General features: G+C 71.2%; 18 protein-coding genes. 10 read left to right on the forward strand and 8 right to left on the reverse strand.

Features of this window, described 5'->3' with window-relative positions; all coding sequences use genetic code 11:
* Nucleotides 1-241 precede the first annotated feature (241 nt).
* From dnaN to clpB, 4 genes are all read left to right on the forward strand, one after another.
* Entirely contained in the window at nt 242-1,372 is a 1,131-nt protein-coding gene (gene dnaN, locus WME95_RS44480; RefSeq protein WP_012240773.1) for a DNA polymerase III subunit beta, read from the forward strand.
* Entirely contained in the window at nt 1,369-2,520 is a 1,152-nt protein-coding gene (recF, locus tag WME95_RS44485; RefSeq protein WP_437546873.1) for a DNA replication/repair protein RecF, read from the forward strand. Before dnaN ends, recF begins: the two co-directional genes overlap by 4 nt.
* A gap of 430 nt (nt 2,521-2,950) precedes the next feature.
* On the forward strand, nt 2,951-5,449 hold the full coding sequence (gyrB, locus tag WME95_RS44490; RefSeq protein ID WP_437905252.1) for a DNA topoisomerase (ATP-hydrolyzing) subunit B: 2,499 nt from the start codon (nt 2,951-2,953) through the stop codon (nt 5,447-5,449).
* Between the two features lie 308 nt (nt 5,450-5,757).
* On the forward strand, nt 5,758-8,367 hold the full coding sequence (gene clpB / locus WME95_RS44495; protein WP_437905253.1) for an ATP-dependent chaperone ClpB: 2,610 nt from the start codon (nt 5,758-5,760) through the stop codon (nt 8,365-8,367).
* A 97-nt stretch (nt 8,368-8,464) separates the two neighbouring features.
* On the opposite strand, the gene WME95_RS44500 is transcribed toward clpB, so the two are convergent.
* The 6 genes from WME95_RS44500 to WME95_RS44525 form a co-directional block, all read right to left on the reverse strand.
* Nucleotides 8,465-9,706, reverse strand: coding sequence for a CinA family nicotinamide mononucleotide deamidase-related protein (locus WME95_RS44500; protein WP_437905254.1), 1,242 nt, complete (start codon nt 9,704-9,706; stop codon nt 8,465-8,467).
* A 210-nt stretch (nt 9,707-9,916) separates the two neighbouring features.
* Complete coding sequence (locus tag WME95_RS44505) at nt 9,917-10,789, reverse strand: formylglycine-generating enzyme family protein (RefSeq protein WP_437905255.1); 873 nt, start codon at nt 10,787-10,789, stop codon at nt 9,917-9,919.
* A gap of 30 nt (nt 10,790-10,819) precedes the next feature.
* Nucleotides 10,820-12,400, reverse strand: coding sequence for a carboxypeptidase-like regulatory domain-containing protein (locus WME95_RS44510; protein WP_437905256.1), 1,581 nt, complete (start codon nt 12,398-12,400; stop codon nt 10,820-10,822).
* Complete coding sequence (locus tag WME95_RS44515) at nt 12,397-13,146, reverse strand: hypothetical protein (protein WP_437905257.1); 750 nt, start codon at nt 13,144-13,146, stop codon at nt 12,397-12,399. The genes WME95_RS44510 and WME95_RS44515 overlap by 4 nt, the downstream gene beginning before the upstream one ends.
* Entirely contained in the window at nt 13,143-13,715 is a 573-nt protein-coding gene (locus WME95_RS44520) for a cytochrome c-type biogenesis protein (RefSeq protein WP_437742437.1), read from the reverse strand. The genes WME95_RS44515 and WME95_RS44520 overlap by 4 nt, the downstream gene beginning before the upstream one ends.
* Nucleotides 13,712-16,006, reverse strand: coding sequence for a heme lyase CcmF/NrfE family subunit (locus WME95_RS44525; RefSeq protein WP_437905258.1), 2,295 nt, complete (start codon nt 16,004-16,006; stop codon nt 13,712-13,714). The genes WME95_RS44520 and WME95_RS44525 overlap by 4 nt, the downstream gene beginning before the upstream one ends.
* Nucleotides 16,007-16,164: 158 nt before the next feature.
* On the opposite strand from WME95_RS44525, the gene WME95_RS44530 reads away from it, so the two are divergent.
* Nucleotides 16,165-17,427 (forward strand): LeuA family protein, encoded by a 1,263-nt coding sequence (locus tag WME95_RS44530; protein WP_437905259.1) that lies wholly within the window; start codon nt 16,165-16,167, stop codon nt 17,425-17,427.
* Between the two features lie 88 nt (nt 17,428-17,515).
* Entirely contained in the window at nt 17,516-20,515 is a 3,000-nt protein-coding gene (locus tag WME95_RS44535; protein ID WP_437905260.1) for a carboxypeptidase regulatory-like domain-containing protein, read from the forward strand.
* A 9-nt stretch (nt 20,516-20,524) separates the two neighbouring features.
* Here the strand turns inward: WME95_RS44535 and WME95_RS44540 are convergent, their stop codons facing one another.
* Entirely contained in the window at nt 20,525-20,917 is a 393-nt protein-coding gene (locus WME95_RS44540) for a hypothetical protein (protein ID WP_437905261.1), read from the reverse strand.
* A 218-nt stretch (nt 20,918-21,135) separates the two neighbouring features.
* Between WME95_RS44540 and WME95_RS44545 the strand changes: the two genes are divergently transcribed.
* Entirely contained in the window at nt 21,136-21,891 is a 756-nt protein-coding gene (locus tag WME95_RS44545; RefSeq protein ID WP_437546897.1) for an HAD family hydrolase, read from the forward strand.
* Nucleotides 21,888-23,192 (forward strand): hypothetical protein, encoded by a 1,305-nt coding sequence (locus WME95_RS44550; protein WP_437905262.1) that lies wholly within the window; start codon nt 21,888-21,890, stop codon nt 23,190-23,192. Before WME95_RS44545 ends, WME95_RS44550 begins: the two co-directional genes overlap by 4 nt.
* A 46-nt stretch (nt 23,193-23,238) precedes the next feature.
* On the opposite strand, the gene WME95_RS44555 is transcribed toward WME95_RS44550, so the two are convergent.
* Nucleotides 23,239-23,685, reverse strand: coding sequence for an acyl-CoA thioesterase (locus tag WME95_RS44555; protein ID WP_437546901.1), 447 nt, complete (start codon nt 23,683-23,685; stop codon nt 23,239-23,241).
* A 151-nt stretch (nt 23,686-23,836) separates the two neighbouring features.
* Here WME95_RS44555 and hpt point away from each other — a divergent pair, with 151 nt between their 5' ends.
* Both hpt and WME95_RS44565 read left to right on the forward strand, forming a co-directional pair.
* Nucleotides 23,837-24,358 carry a hypoxanthine phosphoribosyltransferase gene (hpt, locus tag WME95_RS44560; RefSeq protein WP_437905263.1) on the forward strand — a complete coding sequence of 174 codons (522 nt, stop codon included), beginning with the start codon at nt 23,837-23,839 and terminating at the stop codon, nt 24,356-24,358.
* Nucleotides 24,355-24,687, forward strand: coding sequence for a tetratricopeptide repeat protein (locus WME95_RS44565; protein ID WP_437546905.1), 333 nt, complete (start codon nt 24,355-24,357; stop codon nt 24,685-24,687). The genes hpt and WME95_RS44565 overlap by 4 nt, the downstream gene beginning before the upstream one ends.
* The last annotated feature ends 2 nt before the right edge of the window (nt 24,688-24,689 follow it).

Consider the following 24,689-nt stretch of genomic DNA (forward strand, 5'->3'; position numbering starts at 1 on the left):
TCTCCCCTGTCCACCTACCCCTGAGGACGGTCCATTTACCCCAGGGCGTTCGCTTCTAACTCGTTGGATTCGTTGCGCATTCTGAGTTATCCCCGCCCTCCACAGCGCCTACGACGAAGACGATGTCTTTATCTATCTATTTCATGGAAAGAAGAGGCGTTGCGCAAGGTCACGCGAGCGCTCATTTCCAGCGCACCCCCGGGCGATAACCCTGCTAAAGGGAGCGGCTCCGGAGTCGGCTATGGACCTTGTGATCCCCAAGAAAGATCTGCTTCGCCTCGTCGCGCGCTGCCAAGGCGTGGCGGACAAAAAGAGCGCGATGCCCGCGCTCGCCAACGTCCTGCTCGCCGCCGAGGGCAACGCGGTCCGCGTCGCCGCGACCGACCTGTACCTCGGCGTCACCGGCCAGACCCACGCGGACATCAAGACCGGCGGCACCGTCGCCGTGCCGGCCAGGGACCTGCTGGAGCGCGTGAAGGCCATGCCCGATGGCCCGATCCAGATCACCACCACCGAGGGCGCGCACACGTCGCTCAAGGCCGTGGGATCGCCCCGGCGCTACACGCTCCCCGGGCTCCCCGGCTCGGAGTTCCCGCAGCTGCCCGCCCCGGCGGTGGACGCGCCCTCGCTGGAGCTCCCCGTCGAGCAGCTCGCGCTCCTGATCACCCGGACCCACTTCTCGATCTCCACCGACGAGACCCGCGCGCACGTGAACAGCGCCCTGTTCGAGTGGGCCGGCGATCGCGTCAGGATGGTGACCACCGACGGCCATCGCCTCTCCAAGATGGAGGCGACCGTGTCGGGCAGCTCCGCGACGGCCACCATGCTCATCCCGCTCAAGGCGATCACGGAGCTCCGCCGCCTCGCCGAGGAGGCGCGCGCCGAGAAGGAGACCCCGATGGTCGCCATCACCCAGAGCGGGCCGAACGCCTTCTTCAACATCGCCGGGATGCAGTTCTCGGTGAAGCTCGTCGACGCGCAGTTCCCGCCCTACCAGCAGGTCATCCCGTCGGTCACCGAGCGCTCGGTCCGCGCCCCCCGCGTCGCGTTCGCCGAGGCCCTCCGCGCCATCGCGCTCGCCGCCAACGACCGCACCGGCGGCGTCAAGCTGTCGATCGCGCCGGGGACGCTCCGGATCACCAGCGAGAGCCCCGACACCGGCGCCGGCTTCGACGAGGTGGCCGTCGACTACAGCGGACCCGAGGTCACCATCGGCTTCAACGCGAAGTACTTCCTCGACGTGCTCGCCTCGATCGACGACGAGGAGGTCATCCTCGGCATCTCCGGCGAGCTCGACCCCGCCGTGATCCGGCCCGGCAGCGAGTCGAACCAGCAGAGCTACGTCGCCGTCATCATGCCGATGCGGATTTGAGCGCGCCCTCCGACGAGCCCGAGGGGCGCTCCCCGAGCCTCCTGCTCGAGCGGCTCCACATCCGCGAGTTCCGGAACCTCGGCCGCGTCGATGTCGAGCCCGCGCCGCGCATCAACGTGATCGCCGGCAACAACGGGCAGGGCAAGACGAGCCTGCTCGAGGCGATCTACTTCGCCGCGACCTCGAGGAGCTTCCGCACCCACCGGCTGGCCGAGCTGGTCCGCCACGGCGCCCCCATCGCGAGCGCGCGGGCGCGCTTCGTGGAGCGCCGGGACGCGCTGCAGCCGCTCGCGCGCGAGCAGACGGCCGCCGTGGAGCACAAGCGGTGCGTCGTGCGCATCGACGGCAACCGGCCCCCGAGCCTGGCGAGCTTCGCGACGCGATCGCCGGTCGTCGCCTTCCACGCGGAGGAGCTCGCGCTGTCCACCGGGCCCGCGAGCGCGCGGCGCACGTTGCTCGATCGCCTGGCGCTCTTCATGGACCCGCAGAGCGCCGACCACCGCGCCCGCTACGCGCAGGCGCTCCGCGCGCGCCACGAGCTGCTCCACCGGGGCGGGGGCGCGCAGGCCCAGGCGAGCGCCGAGCTCGACGCGTTCGAGGCGCTCTGCGCCCTCCACGGCGCGGCGCTGACCCGCGCCCGCGAGGCCGCCGTCCAGGCGCTGGCGCCGGAGCTCACGCACGCCTTCGCCCGCATCGCCGCGCCCGACCTGACGCTGGCCGCGCGGTACGCGCCGGGCGGCAGCGGCGACGCCGAGCAGGCGCGCGAGGCGCTGCGCGAGCAGCGCCGCCGCGACGCGCACCGGCCGAGCGCGGGCTACGGCCCCCACCGAGACGACCTGCTGCTCGAGCTCGACGGCCACCCCGCCCGCGTTGTCGCCTCCCAGGGCCAGCACAGGGCCCTCACGCTCGCGCTCAAAGCAGCAGAGACCGCTGCCATTGCTTCCGTCCGGGGCGTAGAACCGATCCTCCTGCTCGACGACGTGTCGAGCGAGCTCGATCCCGACCGGACGGCTGCGCTGTTCATGTTCCTCGGAATGGCGCGCGGACAGGTATTCCTGACGACCACGCGGCGCGATCTCATCGTCACGCCGGGCGTACCTTCCTCGGAGCGGCGCGATTTCCACGTCGAAGGCGGCGCGGTCGGCTGACGCTCGTCGCGGGGGCGCCGGACGCGCGCGGCGCGCGCCGCGCGATGGACGAACGTCCGCCGACCGCGCCGCGACCGCCGTCAAACGCGTTGATCCCGGCCCCGGAGCGCGCGAGTTGGGATGCTCCGGACGCGCCCGCGACGGGCACCGAAAATACGGTGTTACGAGCCTTCCGGACCCGGCGAAACGCTTGCCCGAGCCCCTGATTTCGGCTACATTTCCGCAGTCTTTACGGGGCATCGACGGGCGGTCCGCACATGAACGCTCGTGGCCCCGGAATCGATCCGGCGCCGCTGCCGCGGCGCCCGGGTCGTCACCAGACGAGCTGCCATCGAGCCGGCCCCTCCACTGCAAGAACTCCGGCAATCCGAGCGGCCTCCGCCGCTCTGCGCCCCCGGTGAGAGGCGGCGGGCGCGCCACCAGGACCGAGATGACGGAACCCACCCTGAGCCAGCCGACCGACCTCACCAAGGCGTCGTATGACGCCCACAGCATCACGGCGCTCGAAGGCCTTGAAGCGGTGCGAAAGCGACCCGGCATGTACATCGGCGATGTGCACGACGGATCGGGGCTCCACCACCTGGTCTGGGAGGCCATCGACAACGCGGTCGACGAGCATCTCGCCGGCGCCTGCACGGAGATCAGGGTCACCGTCCACTTCGACGGCTCGGTGTCGATCGAGGACAACGGCCGCGGGATCCCGGTCGGGATGCACGCCAAGGGCGTGAGCGCGGCAGAGGTCGTCATGACCGTCCTCCACGCCGGCGGCAAGTTCGACAACTCCAGCTACAAGGTCTCTGCGGGCTTGCACGGCGTCGGCGTGAGCGCCGTGAACGCCGTCTCCGAGTGGCTGAAGCTCGAGATCAAGCGCGAAGGAAAGCTCTGGTTTCAGGAGTACGCCCGGGGCGTGCCGAAGGCGCCGCTCAAGGGGATCGGCGTGACGGACAAGACGGGGACGAAGCTCACCTTCAAGCCCGATCCGCTCGTCTTCAGCACGGTCGAGTTCAGCTTCGACATCCTCGCGAGCCGCCTGCGCGAGCTCGCGTTCCTGAACGCCGGGCTCATCATCCACCTCCACGACCAGCGCCCCGACGGGAGAGCGGAGATCTACGAGTACAAGGGGGGCATCTCCGAGTTCGTGTCGCTGCTCAACAAGACCAAGGAGCCGATTCACGACGACGTGATCAGCTTCGTGTCGCAGCACGAGGCCGGCGCCACGGGCGACGGCGCGAACGGCCGCGGCAGCTCCGCGACTCCGCCGGTCGGCGTGGAGGTCGCGCTGCAGTGGAATGGCTCCTACACGGAAGCCATCTTCTGTTACACGAACAACGTCCACAACAAGGATGGCGGCACCCACCTCACCGGGCTCCGCGCCGCGCTCACGAAGACGATCAACAACTACGGGAGCGCGCACAACCTCTTCAAGGAGCTGAAGCAGGGCCTGCAGGGCGAGGACGCGCGCGAGGGCCTGACGTGCGTGCTCAGCATCAAGCACCCGGACCCGTCGTTCGACTCGCAGACGAAATCCAAGCTCGTGTCGAGCGAGGTGAAGGGCATCGTCGAGGCCGCCGTCAGCGACAAGCTCGGGCAGTACTTCGAAGAAAACCCCCAGAGCGCGAAGAAGATCATCGAGAAGGCGGTCGTCGCGGCGAAGGCGCGCGAGGCGGCCCGCAAGGCGCGCGAGGTGATCCGCAAGGGCTCGCTCGACGTGACCTCGCTCTCGGGCAAGCTCGCCGATTGCCAGTCCAAGGACCCGGAGAAGAGCGAGATCTACATCGTCGAGGGCGAGAGCGCCGGCGGCAGCGCCAAGATGGGGCGCGACCGGCACTTCCAGGCGATCCTCCCGCTGAAGGGGAAGATCCTGAACGTCGAGCGCGCGCGGCTCGACCGCATGCTGAGCTCCGCCGAGGTCGGCACGCTGATCACCGCCCTCGGCTGCGGGATCAACGACGCCGGCGGCTTCGAGATCGACAAGCTCCGCTACCAGAAGATCATCCTGATGACGGACGCCGACGTCGACGGCTCCCACATCCGCACGCTGCTGCTGACCTTCTTCTTCCGGCAGATGCCGGAGATCATGGAGAAGGGGTACCTGTTCATCGCGCAGCCCCCGCTCTACCGCGTGCGCAAGGGCAAGCGGGACCTGTACCTGAAGGACCAGGGCGCCCTCGACGAGTTCCTCGTGGGCAACGCCGTGGACGGGCTCGAGATCGTCGCCAGCGGCGCCCAGACGGGCATCGCGGGCCAGCCGCTCTACCGGCTGGCGCAGCGCCTGAAGCGGTTCCGCGCCGTGCTCTCCAACATCGACAAGCGCTGTGACGCGCGGATCGTGGCGGCGCTGCTGCGGTCCAGCGGGCTCGGGCGCGACGACCTGCGCGAGACCAAGAAGGTCGCCGCGGCCGCCGACGAGCTCCGCGCCTACCTGAAGCAGCGCTATCCGGACCTGTTCCCGCTCACGCTGTCGACGCCCAGGGACACGGAGCACGGGACGAGCCGGATCGAGGTCGTGCCGCGCCCGGGCGCGAGCGCGCGAAAGAGCGTCATCGACTGGGATCTGGTGAACTCGCCGGAGTACCAGGAAGCCTGGTCGATCGAGCAGGACCTCCGGTCCATCGGCGCGCCCCCGTACCGGGCGCGCACGTCGAGCGGCGAGGAGACCATCGAGAACGGAGAGTCGCTCGTCGAGTACATCGAGGAGCGCGGCAAGAAGGGCATCGCGATCAGCCGTTACAAGGGCCTCGGCGAGATGAACGCCGACGAGCTCTGGGAGACGACGATGAACCCGGACGCTCGGACTCTCCTCCAGGTCCGCATCGACGATGCGGTGAAGACGGACGAGCTCTTCACGATCCTGATGGGGGATCAGGTCGAGCCGCGGCGCAACTTCATCGAGCAGAACGCGCTCAACGTGAAGAACCTCGATATCTGAGCCTGCGTCGCCGGGGCGCGGCTCCTGCGCGCCCGGCGCGGCTCCTGCGCCCGGGGGCGCGGCGCCCCGGCTCCGCGCCCGGGCGTGCGGTGCGTCGAGCCCCCCGCTCGTTGCGCACGGTCGGGGGTTGACAGGGCGCTGCCGCTGCATCGCTCACCTGCCCTGTTCGCTCGGTATCCCTTCAGCGCCTCTTCGGCGTCCCTTCAAACGCCCTTCAGCGCGCTTCAGCGCCCTTCCGCATTTTTGGCAAGCCGCTTGCTTGGATGTCCCCTTGCTAGGCGGGGCACCCGCCTTAGCTTCGAGGGGCCATGAAAATCGAGCGAATGACGACGAAGGCCCAAGAGGCCATACGAGACGCTGTCGATTTCGGCAGCCGTCGGGGAAACCCCGAGCTCTATCCCGAGCACCTTGTGCGGGCGATCGTCAGCCAGGACGGCGGCGTCGGCGCGCCCCTGGTGCAGAAGGCAGGCGCCGATCCGGCAGGCGTGCTGCGCCTCCTCGACGCGAAGATCGACACCTACCCTCGCGTCAGCGGCGGCGCCGAGCCGAACCTGTCGAGGCGCGCGCTCACGGTCCTGCAGAAGGCCGAAGACGAGGCGAAGGCGCTCAAGGACGAGTACATCTCGACAGAGCACGTCCTGCTCGCCGGCATCAAGGCCGACAAGGAGATCCAATCGATCTTCGAACGAGCGGGGCTCTCGTACGACAAGCTCCTCTCGTCGCTCGCGGCCGTGCGCGGCAATCAGCGCGTGACGGACCGGGACCCCGAGGGGAAGTTCCAGGCGCTCGAGAAGTACACACGGGATCTCACGAAGCTCGCTCGACAGGGCAAGATCGATCCGGTGATCGGCCGAGACGAGGAGATCCGGCGCGTCATCCAGGTGCTCTCGCGGCGCACCAAGAACAATCCGGTGCTCATCGGCGAGCCCGGCGTCGGCAAGACGGCGATCGTCGAGGGCATCGCGCAGCGCATCGTCGCGGGCGACGTGCCGGAGTCGCTCAAGGACAAGACCATCGCGGCGCTCGATCTCGCGGCCATGGTCGCAGGCTCGAAGTTCCGAGGGGAGTTCGAGGACCGGCTGAAGGCCGTGCTCAAGGAGATCGAGGGCTCGAACGGCCGCATCATCCTGTTCATCGACGAGCTCCACACACTGGTGGGCGCCGGCGCGGCCGAGGGCGCCATGGACGCGGCCAACATGCTGAAGCCGGCGCTCGCGCGCGGCGAGCTCCGGTGCATCGGCGCGACCACCCTCGACGAGTACCGCAAGCGGATCGAGAAGGACGCGGCGCTGGAGCGGCGGTTCCAGCAGGTGCTCGTCACGCAGCCCAGCGTCGAGGACACGATCGCCATCCTGCGAGGCCTCAAGGAGAAGTACGAGGTCCACCACGGGATCCGCATCCAGGACGCGGCGCTCGTCGGGGCCGCCGTCCTGTCGAACCGGTACATCACCGAGCGCTTCTTGCCCGACAAGGCGATCGATCTGGTCGACGAGGCGGCGTCGAAGATCCGTATGGAGATCGACAGCCTGCCCACGCCGATCGATCAGGTCGAGCGCGATCTGCTCAAGCTGCAGATGGAAGAACAGGCGCTCAAGCGCGAGAGCGACAAGGCGAGCAAGGTCCGCCTCGACGAGGTGCGGCGCGAGATCGCCGACCTCCAGGGGCAGCGCGACGCGATGCGGGCGCAGTGGATGCGCGAGAAGGAGCTCATCTCCGAGCTGCGCCGGCTCAAGCCGCAGATCGAGGAGCTCCGGCTCGAGGAGGAGCGGCTGAAGCGCGCCGGAGACCTCGGGCGCGCCGCGGAGATCCATTACGGCAAGATCCCGGAGATCGAGAAGAAGCTCGAGTCGATCCGCGCCACCCTCTCCCAGGTGCAGTCGAAGCAGAGCTACCTGAAGGAGGAGGTCACCGACGAGGACATCGCCGCGGTCGTCTCGAAATGGACCGGGATCCCCGTCTCCAAGATGCTCGAGAGCGAGATGCAGAAGCTGCTGCGCCTCGAGGAAGAGCTGCGCCGGCGCGTCGTTGGGCAGGAGGACGCGCTCCGCGCGGTGTCGAACGCCATCCGGCGCTCGAGGGCCGGGCTCGGCGACGAGCGCCGGCCGATCGGATCGTTCCTGTTCCTCGGGCCGACCGGCGTCGGCAAGACCGAGCTCGCGCGCGCGCTCGCCGAGATCCTCTTCGACGACGAGCGGGCCATGGTGCGGCTCGATATGAGCGAGTACGGGGAGCGCCACGCGGTGGCCCGCCTGATCGGCGCGCCGCCCGGGTACGTCGGCTACGAGGAGGGAGGCCAGCTCACGGAGCCGGTGCGCCGGCGGCCCTACAGCGTGGTGCTGTTCGACGAGATCGAGAAGGCCCACCCGGACATCTGGAACACGCTCCTCCAGGTGCTGGACGACGGCCGCCTGACGGACGGCCAGGGGCACACGGTCGATTTCAAGAACACGATCATCATCCTGACATCGAACCTCGGGACGCCGGCGGCCGCGGCGATCGAGGAGCGAGCGAACCTGCCGGCGGACGAGAAGGCCGAGCTCGTGAGGAGGGCCGTCATCGAGGAGGTGCGGAAGCACTTCCGCCCGGAGTTCTTGAATCGCCTCGACGATCTCATCGTGTTCCGGCGGCTGGCGCGCGAGCAGATGGAGCAGATCGTCGATATCCAGCTCGACCTGCTGCGAAAGCGCCTGGATCGACGCGGGCTGCTCTTCACCATCTCGTCCGAGGCGAAGGGCTACCTCATCGAGCAGGGGTGGGATCCGCAGTACGGCGCGAGGCCGCTGAAGCGCGCCATCCAGCGGAGCATCGAGGACGAGCTCGCGAAGCGGATCCTCGGCGGCGAGTTCAAGCAGGGAGACACGGTGCGGATCGACCGCGGGGCCGGAGGGCTCACCTTCACGCGCGCAGCGCCGAACTGACGCTCGCCAGCCCGCGCCCGCGTCAGCGCTCGGCCTGCGTCAGCGCTCGGCCTGCGGCCTGCGTCAGCGCTCGGCCTGCGTCAGCGCTCGGCCTGCGTCAGCGCTCGGGAAGATTGCCAGCGATGCGGCGGAGGAGGTCCAGGACGGCGTAGGCGGCGCCAAGCTGGACCTCCTCGCGATCCCCCGAGAACACCCGGTCGCGCACGACGAGGCCGCCGGGGTGCGACACAGCCCAGTAGCAGAGGCCCACCGGCTTGGTCGCCGTGCCGCCCGTCGGGCCGGCGATGCCCGTCACGGAGATGGCGACGTCGACCTCGCAGAGGCGGCGGACGCCCTGGGCCATCTCGGCGGCGACCTCGGCCGACACCGCGCCGTGGCCGCGCAGGGTGTCCTCCGCGACGCCGAGCAGCCGCGTCTTGGCGCTGTTCGCGTAGGTGACCGCGGCGCCAACCAGGTAGTCGCTCGCCGGATAACTGGTGAGCAGGTGAGAGATCAGGCCGCCGGTGCACGACTCCGACACGGCGAGCCTCCAGCCACGGGCGCGCACCGAACGCCCGACCATCTCCGGGAAGGCGTCGCCCCCCTCCCCGTACACGGCGGTGCCGAGCCGCTCACGGACATCGGCCGTCGCCTTCAAGGCCAGCTCGTGCGCCATCGACTGCGTGGCGGCGCGGGCGTGGACCTTCACGTCGACCTCCGGGTAGTGTACGCGGTAGCCGAGCGTGATGCCGGGGTGGGCCTCCTCCACGCCCTTCAGGAGCTCGCCCAGCGTGGACTCGGGGAGGCCGTAGGTGCGGAGGCGGACCTGAAAGGTATTGTTCGGCGCGGCCGGCCGCACGCGCGGCAGCACCTGCTCGGCGAACATGCTCTTCATCTCCCGCGGCACACCCGGGAGGAAGAACACGGTGGACTCGCCCAGGTGGATGCCGAAGCCGGGCGCGCTGCCGGAGGAGTTCGGGAGGATCTCCGACCCGGCGGGGACCTCGGCCTGCTTCTCGTGGCCCGCGTTCATCGTCTTGCCTCGGCTCTCGACGCGCCGGCGAATGGCGAGCAGCGTGCTCTCGTCACGCACGAGGTCGGTGCCCATCGCACGGGCCGCGGCCTTCGCGGTGAGGTCGTCGGTCGTGGGGCCAAGGCCGCCGGTGGCGATCACCAGCCGGTGCGCGCTCGCGAGCTGGCGGACCGCGGCGACGATGCGATCGATGTCATCGTCGACGGTGCTGGATTCGCTGACCGTGAAGCCCGCTGCGGTGAGCTCGGCAGCGAGCCAGGCCTCGTTGGTGTTGATGATCTCGCCCCGGGTGAGCTCGGTCCCGATCGAGAGAAGCGCGACAGTCATTGGGACTTGGGACTCTAACTCCATCCGGCGCCGCCGGAGCGCGTTTCCGGATTGTTTTGCGGTCGGAAAACGAGGTGGTTTTGTCGTCCTACGCCATTTGTCCCCCTACGCCATTTGTCCCCCACCCCGTTTGCCCCCCTACCCCGTTTGTCCCCCTACCCCGTCCCCTCCCCCACCCGCCCGCCGCCGAGCGGGGCGCGCCTGCGAGCGCTACGGTGGATAGACACACCGGAAGCCGAGATCCGGCGCTCGGATGGATACCGGGACAAGGCGACGATTCCAGGTGCGGAGCGCCGCCGCGGCCCCATCCGTCCATGATCCGCCGTGAGTTCCCGAGAACTCGCCCTCGAGCGGATCAGGGGCCGCCCACTCGGCAACATTGCCGGCCAGATCGAACACCCGCCCGCCCGCGTGCACGGCGGCGCCGTCGGGGCGCGAGCCGGCGAGCTCGGGGCCCGTCGCGCCCCAGCCGCACGGGCCCGCTCGCAGACCAAAGGCGGCGCGCCGGCAGACCGCGCCGGTGTCGCCCCACGGGTACCGCCGGCCCGAGTCGCCCGCCGCGGCAAAGGCGAGCTGATCCCGCGAAGGGAGCGCTCCACCCGCGAAGGCGCAATAACGAGCCGACTCGGCCAGGGTGACGCCCGTGACGGGGACCCCGGGCTCGCCGCGCAGCGGGAGCGGGGCGCACGCGCCGGCGTCGACGCAAGCGGCGTAGCGCTGCTCGGTGATCTCGAACGCGTCGAGCGAGAACGCCGGGACGAACACCGCGCGCGGCTCGACGATGCCCTGCGCCTCCCAGTCGCTCGGCCCGAGGCGCAGCGTCCCGGAGGCGATGCGGACGGCCGCGCCCGGCGCGACGCAGCCAGCGGCGGTCACCGTGAGGCCGGCGCCGCATCGCCCCGGCGCGCCTGCGCAGCGGCCGGCGTCATCGAGGCGCTGGCCTTCGCCGCAACACCGCGGGCCGAGCGCGACCATCCCCGGCGCGCAGCGCGCCGGCGGCTCCGCGCGATGGAGCGCGAGCGCGACGATGGCGCCGATCAGGAGGGCCGCGCCCGCGGCGAGACCGGCCTTCCACCCCGGCATCCGCCCGACGTCCGGTGCTGCCCCCACCCCTCAGGAGCGCGGCGATCCAGCGGCGTCGGCCTTGAGCGCGCCGGCGGCCTTCCCGCGCGCGTCAGCGGCCTTCCCGCGCGCCGGCCTGGCCTCGATCATGGCCACGATGCGCGCGAGCGCGTCGAGGAGCGCCGCACGGACGCGATCGTACGTCTTCGGGCCGACGTCGCCCCGCTTCCGCGCGCGCTCGAGCTCGACGAACTCGTCGAGGAGCGCGTTCCGCGCCTCGATCAGCTCCCGCCGCTCCTCGTCGTCGGGCCCGCGGTCCTGGTCGCGCCGCCGGACCAGGTTCAGCGCGGCCCCGCCGATCACGGTCGCGCCGGCCAGCACCAGCGCGATCCACCGGCCCACGCCCGGCGTCGGCAGCCCGCCGAGCGTGATCTCGATGACCTTCATCCCGCCCTCCATGCGGGTGCCCTGCATCTCGGTGATCAGGATCTTCTTCCCGTCCCGGTTCTGGGTGCGCTGGGCCGCGGGGAAGCCGGCGACGTTCAGCGTCATCGACTTCGACGCCTCGGCCATCACCCGCATCTGGGCGATGCGCGGCGGCAGCTCGATGCGGATCGTCTGGCGCTCTTCGTTATGGAGCGGGACCTGCCAGCGGAACTGCCCTTCGTGCCGGCCGGGGCTCACGGTGCCGCGCAGCGCCACGCCGGTGCCCTTGACCTCGTCGAAGCGCATCTCCTCGCCCATGCCTTCGGTCTTGTTGAAGGCCTTGTAGTCGCGCGGGAGCGCGAACGTCTCGTTCGGCAGCCAGGCGACGCGGCCGAGGTTGAAGACCTGGAACAGCTGCTCCACCGAGATCGAGTCTTGCCGGAGCTGGAGGTAGACGATGCCCTGCGTCCCGACCATCAGGCCGCTCACGTTCGGCGTGGCGTCGTAGATGTGGAGCACGGCCCGCTTTCCGGCCTCGGCGCTGAGCCCGAAATGCGGGATCGAGAACGTTCCGCCGTCGCGCGTGACCGAGATGCCGTAGCTCGTGCCGCCGGCGATAGCGAGGTTCTCGAGCCGGACGGCGCCCGCGTCGTCCGTCTCTCGGCTGATGCGCTCGCGCGAGTCGCCCTTCGTCACCGAGCTCTGCAAGATGTCGACGTCGACGGAGATGCGAGGGACGGGGTTCCCATCCGCGTCCTGCACGGTGAGCACGAGGACGCCGGGCGGGAGCCCTGTGTCTTCCTGGACGGTGTCATCGGGCGCCTCGAACATGCCCGTCAGCTGCTCCGAGGCGCGCCGGGAGGCCGCGTTTGCCGCGGGAGGCTTCCCCACCGGCGGATGGCCCGAAGGCAGCGCCTGCCCCACCTCGGGATGCCCCGGCGGGAGCTCGCCCGCAGCGTCGGGCGCGCCCGCGTCCGCCGCTACGGCCGTCGAGGTCGCAGCAGGACCGCCGGCGCCGGCAGGCGCGGCGCCGCCCGGCGCCGCCGCCGGCTTCTCACCCGGCTTCGCCGCTGCGGACTGCGCCGGCGCGGCCTTGTCCGCCGTGGGCTGCGCCGACGCCGCCGGCTGCGCCTGCACCGCCTGCGCGGCGGTGATGCTCAGCGAGGCGATCGCGGCGAGCGCGGTACACCCGGTCCAGCGCATCACGAGGCCCTCCTGCGATCGTTCTCATCCTCATCGACGGTGGCCGCGGCGTCGTCCGTCGCAGCCGGGTCGTCCTGAGGCGCGCCGAGCGCGCGCTTCGTCCCGCACTTCTTGCAAAACACCGCGTCTTCGTCGTTCAGCGTGCCGCACTCCCCGCACGCCACGCCCTGCGTCGCCGCGGGCTCCGCCGTCGCCGCGGCCTCGTCCGGCTCCCTGGGCGCGCCGTCGTCCTGGAGCCCGGCGCGCCGGAGGTGCCTCTCCACGAGCGCCGCGACCTGCTCGCGCCGCGGCTGCGCGTCGGCGTCCAGCAGGCGGAGGAGCCGCTTCGCCTCGGCGCGGTACTTCGCGACGAGCTCGGCGTAGTCCTCATCGCTGATCTTCCCGACGCTCCGCTCGAACTCGAGGTCCTTGAGCGCGCGCAGGACGGCCTGCTTCTGCTCCTCTTCGGCGCGCGGCGCGCCGATCGCGTAGGCGTCGGCGCCGCTCAGCGGCGTCTCCCCGATCAGCACGCGGAGGCTCGCCCAGAAGATGGCGATGACGGCGACGAGCGCGCCGCCCGCGAGCACGAGGATCGCCGCGGGCGGCCCGGCGACGAGCCCCGCGACGCCGGCGCCGACGAGCGCCGCGAGCGGCGCCCCGAAGCGGGCGTAGTGCACGATCTGCCGCTCCAGCGGCGAGTCAGTACCCCGGGTCACGGTCTCGTCGGCCGTGGCCGAGGTGGCGCTTTTGGCGGGCTGTTCGGCGCTCATTCGCGGTCTTCGCGGTCCAGGCTCTTGAGCTCCTCGTCGAGCTTGTCGTCGTAATCGTCACGGGCGCCGGGGACAACGCCCTTCGCGGATCGCTGCTGGCCGGCGGCGCCCGCCTCGTCGCTGCGCCGCTTCCATCGGCGGAGCGTCGCGACGACGATGCCCGCGCCGACCACGATGGCGCCGAGCGGGAGGAGGTAGAGCAGCCGCTGGCTCCCCTTGTTGGGCGGCACGGCCAGCGCCTCCGCCCCGTAGCGCTCGGCGTAGGCGGCCTGGATGGCCTCGATCGACAGCCCCGACGCCAGCGCCGCGCGGAGCTGGTCGCGGCGCTCGTGCGCGGTGCCGCACGTGCACGTCCCGAGGGTCTCGCGCGGGCAGCCGCACGTGCAGATCAGGCTCCAGAAGAGCTTGCGCTCGATGTCGTTCGCGATGCCGACGACACCCGAGCGCTGCATCCCCTCGCCGAGCTGCTGGCTGTGGGCGAACTCCGGCGAGCGCAGCAGGACGACGAGGGCGAGGGCGCCCGCGACGAGGAGGGTGATGCCTTGGATGAGTCTTCGTGTGCGGCTCATTCGAACGCCGGCTGCCTCGGTTCGGCAGCGGTCGGGAGGATGGCACCTTTCGCGGGCGACCGCCCGGGATCAAGCGACGCGCCGGAGCCCGGGGCGCGGACGTCGCCGTCCGCCGCGCCGGGCGCGACCAAGACAGGTCGCCCGAGCCCCTCCTGGACGGGGCGCCCGTAGGCCTGCGACGGGCCGCCGGCGAGCAGGAAGGCGAACACGACCGACGCGGTGACGGACCCCGCCGCCCGCACATAACCGAACGCGCCGGCCTCCTCGAGCGCGATGTCAGGCCACATCGCGACGAGGGCCCCCAGGATGAGGATGCCCGCGCCGAACCACATGAACGAGATCAGGTTGTTCACGTGGATCTGGAACGAAGCGACCTTCGTCTGGGGGTTCGCCATCCCGATGATCACGTAGAGGTCGTTCTTGACGGTGATGTGCCGCGCGACCTCGGTCGAAGGCGCCTCCGGGGACGCCTTGTAGATGAACTTCGCGGGGCTGATCCGGCCGATCGGCGCGCCGTGGCGCTCGACGTCGAGGTCGGCGAAGACCATCCGCTTCTCGCTGTCGACCTCCATGCGCGGGCCGGCGTAGGTGAGGCGGTACTCCTCGATCTGCACGGACTCGCCCGGGTGGAGGCTGATCTCCTTGTCGACGCCCCACGCGCGGCCGGCGAACCCGATGAACATCACCGCGATGCCGACGTGCACGATGTAGCCGCCGTAGCGGCGCCGCGACCTGGCGACGAGGTTGTAGAAGGAGGTGAAGAGCGGCTCTTTCCCGCGCTTCTGCCGCGCCGCGATGCCGCGGGCGAACTCCTGCGCGACCACGGCGATGTTGAACGCGGCGATGGCCACCGTGAAGAACGGGTAGGTCGACGCGAGCTTCGCCAGCGCGTCGCCGAGCTGGCCGGGGTAGATCGGGTCCACGGCGACGAACGGGGCGAAGCCCACCCGCTTCCCGAGCGTCAGGTGAAGCGCCGCCGTGACGACCGTGACCAGCACCGGCCAGCGGAAGCTCTTCCGGAAGAGCTCTGGCGACGTCTTCCGCCACCCGAGCAGCGGCGCGACGCCCATGAGCAGGAAGACCACGAGCGCGATCGGGGGCAGCCACATGTTGTAGAACGTCGGCCCGAGCGTCGACTTCTGGTCGAGCAGCCACTCGCTGATGCGCGGCCACACCGTCGCGACCGCGATGAAGATCATGATGCTGAAGAAGCCCCAGTTGTTGAAGAGGAACGCGGCCTCGCGCGACAGCATCGACTCGAACTGCCCGTCGCTGCGCAGCCGCGGCAGGCGGTAGACGATGAGCGCGGTGCACGTGGCCAGGATCACGGCCATGAAGCCGACGAACCAGATGCCGATGCCGGACTGGGCGAACGAGTGGACGCTCGCGATGAGGCCGGACCGCGTGAGCCAGGTGCCGAAGATGGTGAGGAAGAACGTCCCGCAGATGAGCGAGATGTTCCACACCTTCAGCATGCCGCGGCGCTCCTGGATCATCGTCGAGTGGACGTAGGCGCTCGCGGTGAGCCACGGGAGGAACGCGGCGTTCTCGACCGGATCCCAGGCCCACGGGCCGCCCCAGCCGAGCTCCTCGTAAGCCCACAGCATGCCGAGCACGTTGCCGATGGAGAGGAACAGCCAGGAGAAGAGCATCCACTTGCGCGTCGCCACGATCCACTCGCTGTCGAGCCGGCCCGTGGCGAGCGCGGCGATCGCGAACGCGAACGGGACCGCCGCGCTCGTGAAGCCGATGTAGAGGCTCGGCGGGTGGATGATCATGTAGAAGTTGCGCAGCTGGTAGTTCAGCCCGTTGCCGTCGAGCGGGGCGCCCGCCACGCTCGTCCGGAACGGGTTCACCGCGAAGATCATCAGCGCCGCGAAGAAGATCAGGACGCTCATCAGCGTCGCGATGACGTAGGGCTGGAGCTCCAGATACCGGCGCTGCAGCCAGACGACGCACGTCCCCGAGAAGAGCGCGGTCAGGAACATCCACCAGAGCAGCGAGCCGTCCTGCCCGCCCCAGAGCGCGGCGATGAGGTACGGCGTGCTCATGGACCGATCGCTGTACTGCGCGACGTAGGCGATCCGGAAATCGTGGCTGACGAAGGCGTACGCCAGCACGAGCACCGCGAGGCCGACCAGCGCGATCGTGCCGTACGCGCCGAGCCGCGCGGCCTGGAGCAGCCGCGGCCGCCCGCGCGCCGACGCGAGACCGACGGCGAAGGTATACGCCGCGGTGACCAGAATGGCGTAAAGGACGCCGGTCCCGAACTCAGGTAGGGATTGCCACATCGTCGTGGGCGCAAGCTTAGGCTTGCCGGGCGCGCAGGGCCAGCGCACCGCAGCGTGCGATCGATCGCCCGTCTTCACCTGCGCCGTGCGTCATGTCGAGCGCCCCGCAAAAGCTTCGCTTCAGGACCGGCGTCGAGCGAGGCGCACTATAATAGTGCATGGCGATCGCTGCCTCCGGTAACCGCCCGACCGAGCTGATCTACGACTGGAACGAGGTAGGGCGCGCCGGGCGGGTCATCCCGGAGAACATCGGCTTCTTCGACGAGACCCTGCGCGACGGCCTGCAGAACCCCTCGGTCGCCGATCCGAACATCGAGAGCAAGCTCAAGCTGCTCCACCTGATGGCCAGGATCGGTATCCAGATCGCCGACGTCGGCCTGCCCGGCAGCTCGCAGCGGGCGTTCGAGGACGTGCTCCGGATGTGCAGGGAGGTGGCCGACAACAACCTGCCGCTCCGCGTCGCCTGCGCAGGCCGCACGGTCGTCTCGGACATCACGCCGATGATCGAGATCTCCCAGCGCGCAGGGATCCCTGTGGAGATCTACGCCTTCATCGGATCGAGCCCGATCCGCCAGCTCGCGGAGGCGTGGGACGTCGACCTCATCGCGCAGCGGAGCGCCGCGGCGATCGACGCGGGCGTGAAGGCCGGGCTCCCGGTCGCCTACGTCACGGAGGACACGACGCGCTCGCGCCCCGAGGTGCTGGCGACGCTCTTCAAGGTCGCCATCGATCACGGCGCGTCCCGGCTATGCCTGTGCGATACCGTCGGGCACGCGACGCCGGACGGGGTTCGCAACCTCATCAACTTTACGCGGGCCATCGTCGCGGGGGCCGGGGCGTCGGTGGGCATCGACTGGCACGGCCACAACGATCGCGGCCTCGCGCTCGAGAACGCGATCTGGGCGCTCCAGTTCGGCGCGGACCGGGTGCACGGCACCGCCCTCGGGATCGGCGAGCGGGTCGGCAACGCCGCGATGGAGCTCATCCTGCTCAACATGAAGCTCCTCGGCCTCCTCGAGCACCAGGACCTCACCCACCTCCTCGAGTACTGCACGACGGCCGCGCAGGCGGTCGGCTGGGAGGTGCCCATCAATTATCCCCTGGTCGGACGGGACGCCTTCCGCACGGCGACCGGCGTGCACGCGGCGGCCATCATCAAGGCCGAGTCGAAGGGCGACTCCTGGATGGCCGACCGGATCTACTCCGGCGTGCCCGCCGGCATGTTCGGGCGAAAGCAGGAGATCTGCGTGGGCTACATGTCCGGGGCCTCCAACGTGAACTACTGGCTCCGGCAGCGGAAGATCGAGCCCTCGAAGGAGCTCGTCGACGCCATCCTGGCGAAGGCCAAGGCGACGGATCACATCCTGTCCGAGGGGGAGATCCAGGCCGTGATCGCGCTGCACCGCGGCCGCCAGGCCTGATCTCGGGACGCCGGCGCGGCGCCGCGGGATCCGGGAACGGCGGCGGGACGTTCGGCGTTTTCGCGGATCCGGAGTAGAAATCCAGGCCGTGGCCGAGCAGGACAAGCAACCCGCAGCGGAACAGGACAAGCAACCCGCAGCGGAAGCCGACCGGGCCGATCGCCGGTCGCGGCTCGATACCGTCCTGGCCGCGATCGCCGCGCTGGTCTGCTTCTTCGCCGCGACCACGCTGCGCGATTTGGGGCCGCGGTACCTGCCGCGGGCGCCGATCCCGGCGCCGCCGGTGCCCGCGTGGGTGGAAGGGCGCGCGGCAGAGCTCACCGCCACCGTGCGCGACGAGCAGGGGCGCCCGCTGAAGGACGCCACCGTGCGCGTCTTCGCCCTGCGCGAGGACCGCGCCTACTTCGCGGGCGAGCTGAAGACCGATCCCTCGGGCGAGGCTCGCTTCACCGGGCTGCCGTCCGGGGAGGCCTGGATCATGGCGTACGGCGCGGAGCGGGCCCGCGCCTCGACCCGCGTCGCGCTCGAGCCAGGCCCCCGCGCCGTCGACCTCGTGCTGCGGCCCGCGAAGGTGCTGGACGTGCTGGTCGTCGACGAGGCCGAGCGCCCGATCGACGGCGCCGAGGTGACGGTCGCGACCGCCGATCCCCTCCCCTTCGTGGCGACCACCGCCGAAGGCGGCCGCGCGCGGTTCGATCGGCTCGGGGCGGCGCCCTACGTCGTCCGCGCGTCGGCGCTCGGCTTCGAGGACACCGTGCGGACAGGCATCGTGCCCGGGCCGGCGCCGCTCAGGCTCCGGATGGATCGGCTCGGCGCCCTCACGGTCCGCGTGGTGGACGCGGAGGGGCAGCCGGCCGGCGGCGCGACCGTGCTCGCCGCCGGCACCGGGCTGTGGCCAGCGCGCAGCACGACCGCCGACGCGACGGGCGTCGCGAGGATCGCCGGGCTCCGCGACGGGGTGTACGACCTCAAGGCCCGGCGCGGCGCCGCCGTGAGCGCGACCGCGCTGGCCGTGCCCGTGAGGCGCGGCGAGGGCAAGGAGGTGAAGCTCGTCCTCGGGCCCGGCCGCCACGTGCGGCTCCTCGTGACCGACGGCGACGGCGAGGACGCGCCGGCCGTGAAGGGCGCGAACGTCGTGCTCGTCGAGCAGGGGCTGTCGGCGTTCCCGCTGCACGGCCGCACGGGCGACGACGGGTCCGTGACGCTCGGGCCCATCGCGCCGGGATACGCGAGCGCCTCGGCCCTGGCGGCCGGCTTCGTGCCGAGGAACGCCGTGCAGGTCGACGCGGGCGCCACCGAGGTGCGCATCCCCCTGCTCCGCGGCGGCGCGCTCGTGGGTGAGGTCGTCGACGACCGCGGCTACCCGGTCCCGGGCGCGACGATCGAGGTCGTGGGCGCCGACGCCGAGGGGATGCCCATCGACGAGACCACCGCGATGTCCGAGTTCAGGGACGAGCACTTCGAGCGCGCCCTGCCCGGCCCGGCGCCGCTGATCCCCGCGGGCGAGCTCGGGGTGATGCCGGGCCCCATCCCGGACCTGCCGCGTGGCGACGCCGTCCTGCCGGCCGCCTCGGTGCGGTCGGGCGAGCCGTGGGTCACGCGCGCCGACGGCACGTTCCGGGCCGAGCCCGTCACCCCCGGGCGCGTCCACGCCATCGTCCGGCACCCGGAGTACGTCGAGACGCCCAGCGAGATCGTGACCCTGCAGCCGGGCGGCGAGGCCCGCGTGCGCGTGGTGATGCGCCAGGGCGGCCTGCTCGAGGGACGCGTCCTCGAGGAGGACCGCAAGCCGGTCGCCGGCGCGCGCGTGGAGCTGGCCGCGACCGCCGGCTCGCTCGAGCGGGTGACGTACTCCGCGGACGACGGCACGTTCGCCTTCGCCGCGGTCCCCGACGAGGTGCTCGTCTCGGTCTCCCGGGCCGAGTCGCCAGGCGACGTCGTGGCGCGGCTCGTCGTCGAGGTGCCGGAGCGCGATCGCAAGGAGATCGAGGTCGTCCTCCCGAAGGTGCGCGAGGCGGTGGCCATCCACGTCGCCGACGATCGCGGCTACCCGCTCGATCGGGTGGAGGTGCGCGTGCTCTCGCTCGACGTGGCCGTTCCGCTCCGAAAGACGCTGTTCACGGACGACGACGGCGACGCGCTGCTGCCCGACGCCGCCGGCCTGCCGCTCCGGGTAAGCCTCGTGCGCTCCGGCAAGTCCCCGCGCGTCGAGCAGGTCGACGCCGCGCCGAAGGAGCTGCGGCTCGAGATGGGCGCCGCCCTCAAGGCGACCGGCACCGTGACCGGGCGCGGCGGGCGGGAGCGGCTCGAGGGCGCGCGGATCACGCTGTTCTCGACGACGGGGCCGCGCCGCGCCACGAGCGACGCGGAGGGGGCCTTCACGCTCGCCGACCTCGCGCAGGGCCAGTTCCGCGTGACGGTGAGCCGCGACGGGTACGCGCCGGCGACGCTGCGGGTGACGATCGCCGGCGATCCCGATCGCCCGACGGACCTCGGGCGCATCGACCTGTCCGAGGCGGGAGAGGTCGCCGGCCAGGTCGTCGATCAGCGCGGGGACGCGGTCGCGGGGGCCCGCGTCGCGCGCGACCGCGTGCCGACGTACCTGCCGCTCGGCCCGCTGCCGCCGGGCGTGGTGACCACCGACCGCGACGGGCGGTTCCAGCTCGGCGGGCTGCCCGAGGGCACGGCGATCCTCGAGGCGTACAGCGCGGATCTCGGGCGCGCCGAGTCGCAGCCGGTGCAGGTCCGGGCCGGCAGGACGACCGAGCGCGTGAGGATCGCGCTGCCAGGAGACGGCGCGCGGCAAGATCCGAAGGGCGCAGGGAGCCTGGCGGTGACGCTCGGCGAGGAGCGAAAGACCGTGACCGTTGTGTCGGTGCCCCCGGCGAGCGAGGCCGAGGAGGCCGGCATCGAGCCCGGCGATCGGCTCCTGTCCGTGAACGGCGTCGAGGTGCGCTCCATCGAGGAAGCGCGGCGGCGCCTCACCGGGCCGCTCTCGGAGGATGTCGTGGTGCTGCTCGCGCGGGACGGCGATCGCGGCGAGGCGCGGTGGCTCACGCGGGTGCGGAGGGAGCGGGTGCGGCGATAGCCGCCGAGCTCAGTTCTTCGCCTTCGTCAGCACGATGGCGCGGCCGTCGCCGATCTCCCAGCGCAGCGTCTGATCCGTGGTGAAGCGGAACGCCGCTTCATCGAGCCCTCCCTCGGGGCGGAGGAACGCGACGGTCACCTGATCGCCGTCCGCCTTCGTCACCTTGAAGGTGCCGCTGCGCGGCGTCTCCGCGGGCACGGTCACCGTCACCTTGCTGCCGTTGAACTCGAGCGCCGTTCCCTTCACCCATCCGGTCGCCTTGGTGAGCTGTTCCACAGGGGCGTTCTCGATGGCATCGCCATACCAGCGCCCCTGCAGACGATCGCGAGGGGTCTTCGAGCAGCCCACCACGGCGGTCATCGCCATCGCCAGGGCCAGAGCGGTCTTGATGCGGTTCTGCATGGGCCTTCCTTCGGAGCCTCGACGGGTCCCGATTTGGAAAATCCTACGAAGAGCGGAATGAATAGGCCAACAATGTAGGATATTTCTGCACACTTACGCAGACCCGCAGGGCCCGGCGAAGGGGTGGGGCGCCGCCGCTTCTGGGGAGGGCCAGTTCGCGCTAGGGTTCCGGCCCGAGGAGCCGCGCGGACGGTGCGCGTTTCCGCGGCGCGACGACCTTGAGCACGCTGTTTCACGAGAAGCGCCTCGTCCCTCTCGAGCGGACGCGGCTCCTGAGATCCATCGTCGAGCGCGCGGCCGATCGGTCGGAGGGGCCTCCCGTGATCGTCTTCGATCTGGACGGCACCCTCATGGACAACCGGCCGCGGGTGGTCGCGATCCTCCATGAGCTGGCGGAGGAGTGGCGCCGCAAGCACCCGCACGCCGCCGCCCTCCTCGAGGGCGCGTCGCCCGACGGCATCGTGTACGGGTTCCAGGACAACCTGCGGCGGCTCGGCATCGACGACGAGGCGCTCCACCTGCACGCGTTCGATTTCTGGAGGGCCCGCTTCTTCAACGATCCGCACATCCGGCACGACGTCGAGGTGCCGGGCGCGAGCCAGTACGCGCGCGACTGCCACGCGGCGGGGGCGACCCTCGTGTACCTCACCGGCCGCGACCTGCCGAAGATGGCGCTCGGCTCGTTCGCGAGCCTGCGCGACCTCGGCTTCCCCATCGGGGTCATCGGCACGGAGCTCGTCGTGAAGCCGAGGTTCGAGATGCCCGACACCGAGTTCAAGCGGAGCGTCGCGCCGCAGCTCTCGCGGCTCGGGCGGGTCATCGCGGTGTTCGACAACGAGGCGGCCAACTGCAACCTGCTCCTGGGCTGCCATCCCCGCTGCACCGCGGTCTTCCTGGACACGCAGTGCGCGCCCGACCCGCCGCCGCTCGACGCGCGCGTGCGCGTCATCCACACGTTCGAGCTGGAGCCGTGATCGCCACGCGCGTCGCCGCGGCCTTCCTGCTGCTCGCCGCCGCCGGGTGCGAGCCGTCGCGCCACGCGCCCGTCGATCCCCTGGACGCCGGCGCGAGCCCGAACGCGAAAATCCTCCCCGCGCCGCTCGCGAACGAGACGCCGGACCTGCTCGACGCGTCCGCCGCGGAGGCGACCGCGAAGATCATCGCCGACGACTACGGCCGGCTGATCATGTCCGAGGCGAGCCCGCAGTCGCCGCTGCCGCTCTCGCCCGCAACCCCCCTGCCGGACGACGCGCTCTCGCCCCGCGAGCTCCCCGGCGTGATGCTCGAGGCGGCGTTCCGCTTCCGTGACGTGCCGCAGCCCCCCAAGGCGCCTGAGGTGGCGGCCTCCGGGATCCACGCGGCGCAGAAGCTCACCGAGTTGACGTGGAAGGTCGAGCTCGCGGAGACGGGCCGGATGCGGGTCCAGTTCACGTCGCGCGCGCTCCCGCTGCCCGCGGGCTCCGAGCTCCGCGCGCGCCACGACGTGTACGGCGAGGTGCTGCTCTGGCCGTCCCTGACCCAGTACCGGGTCGTGCCGCCGGGGGCGCTCCGCACGCTCCTCGGCGAGCGGCGCGTCGACGTGACGCCGCTGTCGACGGGCTCGGCGCGCCCTGTCGGCGACGGCAAGCGGCTCGAGATCGACGTCCGCAAGGTCGAGGTGCACGGGAGCCTCGGCGCGCTGTACGTCGAGCTCGGCAGGGTCCCCGAGGCCGGCGACGGGGGGCCGCTGCTCTGCCGGGCGCTGCTGGAGATCGTCGGCGTGGATCCGAAGTCGCCCGAGTGCGTGGCCGGCGAGGTGCCGCTCTACGCGAGTTATGCCTGGCAAGGCGGCGGCGGCGTCGCGTTCGAGGTCACGTCGATCGCCCGGCGAACGGACCTGATCTCGACCGACATGCTCATGCCGCCCCCGAGCGCCGCGTACGCCGCCGCCGGGCTCCCGTCGGCGCAGGGCGGCGTCTTCCTGACGCGCGACGAGCTCGCGGCCATCCGAGAAGAGCCGCTCCAGCTGCCCGCGAGCGTCGACCCGGGCGCGCCCGGCGAGGGGTTCGTCGCTGTCAACCAGACCGACGCGCTGCTCTACCTGCTCGTCGACGGGATCCCGGCGGTCGCCGTGCCTCCGGCGAGCGAGCGCTACGTGATCGGGCCCCTGCGCGGGCGCTACGTCGTCCAGTGGCGCACGTTCCTCGGCGAGCGCATCGAGCCGCCGCAGACGGTCGAGATGCCGGCGCGCATCGTGCACAGCGGGGCCGAGGCCGGGGCGGCGGACGGCGGCTGAAGCGGGGCGGCGGACGGCGGCGGAAGCGAGGGCGGCGTCCCCTGCCCTAGCGATCGGCCGTCGTCTCGGGGCTCGCCAGGAGCTGGACGATGTCGTCCGGGATCCGCGTCAGCGTCAGGTTCGATCCCAGGCACGCGAGGAGGATGTCGCCGTCGCAGATCACGTCCTCGCCCCGGAGGATCCGGTAGCTGAAGCGCGCGGTGACGCGCTGGACCTCGCGGCAGGTCGTCTCGACCACGAGGTCGTCGCCGAACCGCGCGGCCTGGCGGTACTTGATCCGCAGCTCCGCGACGGCGAGGTGAAGGTCGCGCCGCACCATCTCCTCGTAGGAGAGGCCGCGGCGCTTCAGCCAGTCGATGCGGCCAGCCTCCAGGTAGATGACGTAGTTCGCGTGGTGGACGATGCCCATGAGATCCGTCTCGCAGAAGCGGACGGCCAGGGGCGTGCGCGAGGTGAGGTGCGGGGGCGCGTCGGGCGGAGAAGGGAGCGGCATCGCGGGAGGCGCAGAGACTAACCCAGTTTCGACCCGGGCAGCAGCAGAGCGACCGCGCGACATCAGCGGCATGACATGGGATCGCGGCGCGCGGCGACGGAGGGTCCGCCTGGGCGCTGGTGGCGCGGGCGCCGCGATGTTAGCGGGCACCATGGCGAATGTCCGGACGCTCCTGTCCGCCGAACAGATCGGCGCTCGCGTGCGCGACCTCGGCGCGCAGATCACCCGGGACTACGCGGAGCGCCGGCTCGTGCTCGTCTCCGTGCTCAAGGGGAGCTTCGTGTTCACCGCCGACATCGCGCGCCACATCGACCTGCCGGTGCGCATCGAGTTCCTCGGCGTGCGCAGCTACGGCGAGGGCACGGCCTCGACCGGCGTCGTCCAGATCACGCAGGACCTCACCCGCCCGATCGAGGGCGAGGACATCCTCCTCATCGAGGACATCGTGGATACGGGCCTCACGATCTCGCACCTGCTCCAGCTCTTCCGCACGAGGATGCCGAACAGCGTGAAGGTCTGCGCGCTCCTGCACAAGCCGGCGCGCGCGCGGGTCGAGGTGCCCGTCGACTACCTGGGCTTCACGATCGAGGACAAATTCGTGGTCGGCTACGGGCTCGACTGGGCCGAGCGCTATCGGAACCTGCCGTTCATCGGGGTTGTGGAGGCGACGTGAGCAAGCGGCTGCTGATGCTCGAGAAGATGACCCGGGATGGGTCGAAGGATCCGTTTCACTGGTACGCGCTCGCGCTGGAGTACGCGGGCCAGGGCCGCCACGACGACGCGCTCGCCACGTTCGGCGCGCTCCGGGCGATGGATCCGGCGTACGTGCCGATGTACCTCATGTGCGGGACGATGCTGGTGAAGGCAGGCCGCCTCGACGAGGGGCGCGCCTGGCTCGTCGACGGCATCGGGGCCGCGCGCAGCAAGGGAGATCAGCACGCGCTGAGCGAGCTCGAGCAGGCCCTTGCCGGCGCGGGCGGCGGCGACGACGACGACGCGTGACG

This window comes from Sorangium sp. So ce327 (assembly GCF_051530205.1).
GTDB lineage: Bacteria > Myxococcota_A > Polyangia > Polyangiales > Polyangiaceae > Sorangium > Sorangium cellulosum_B.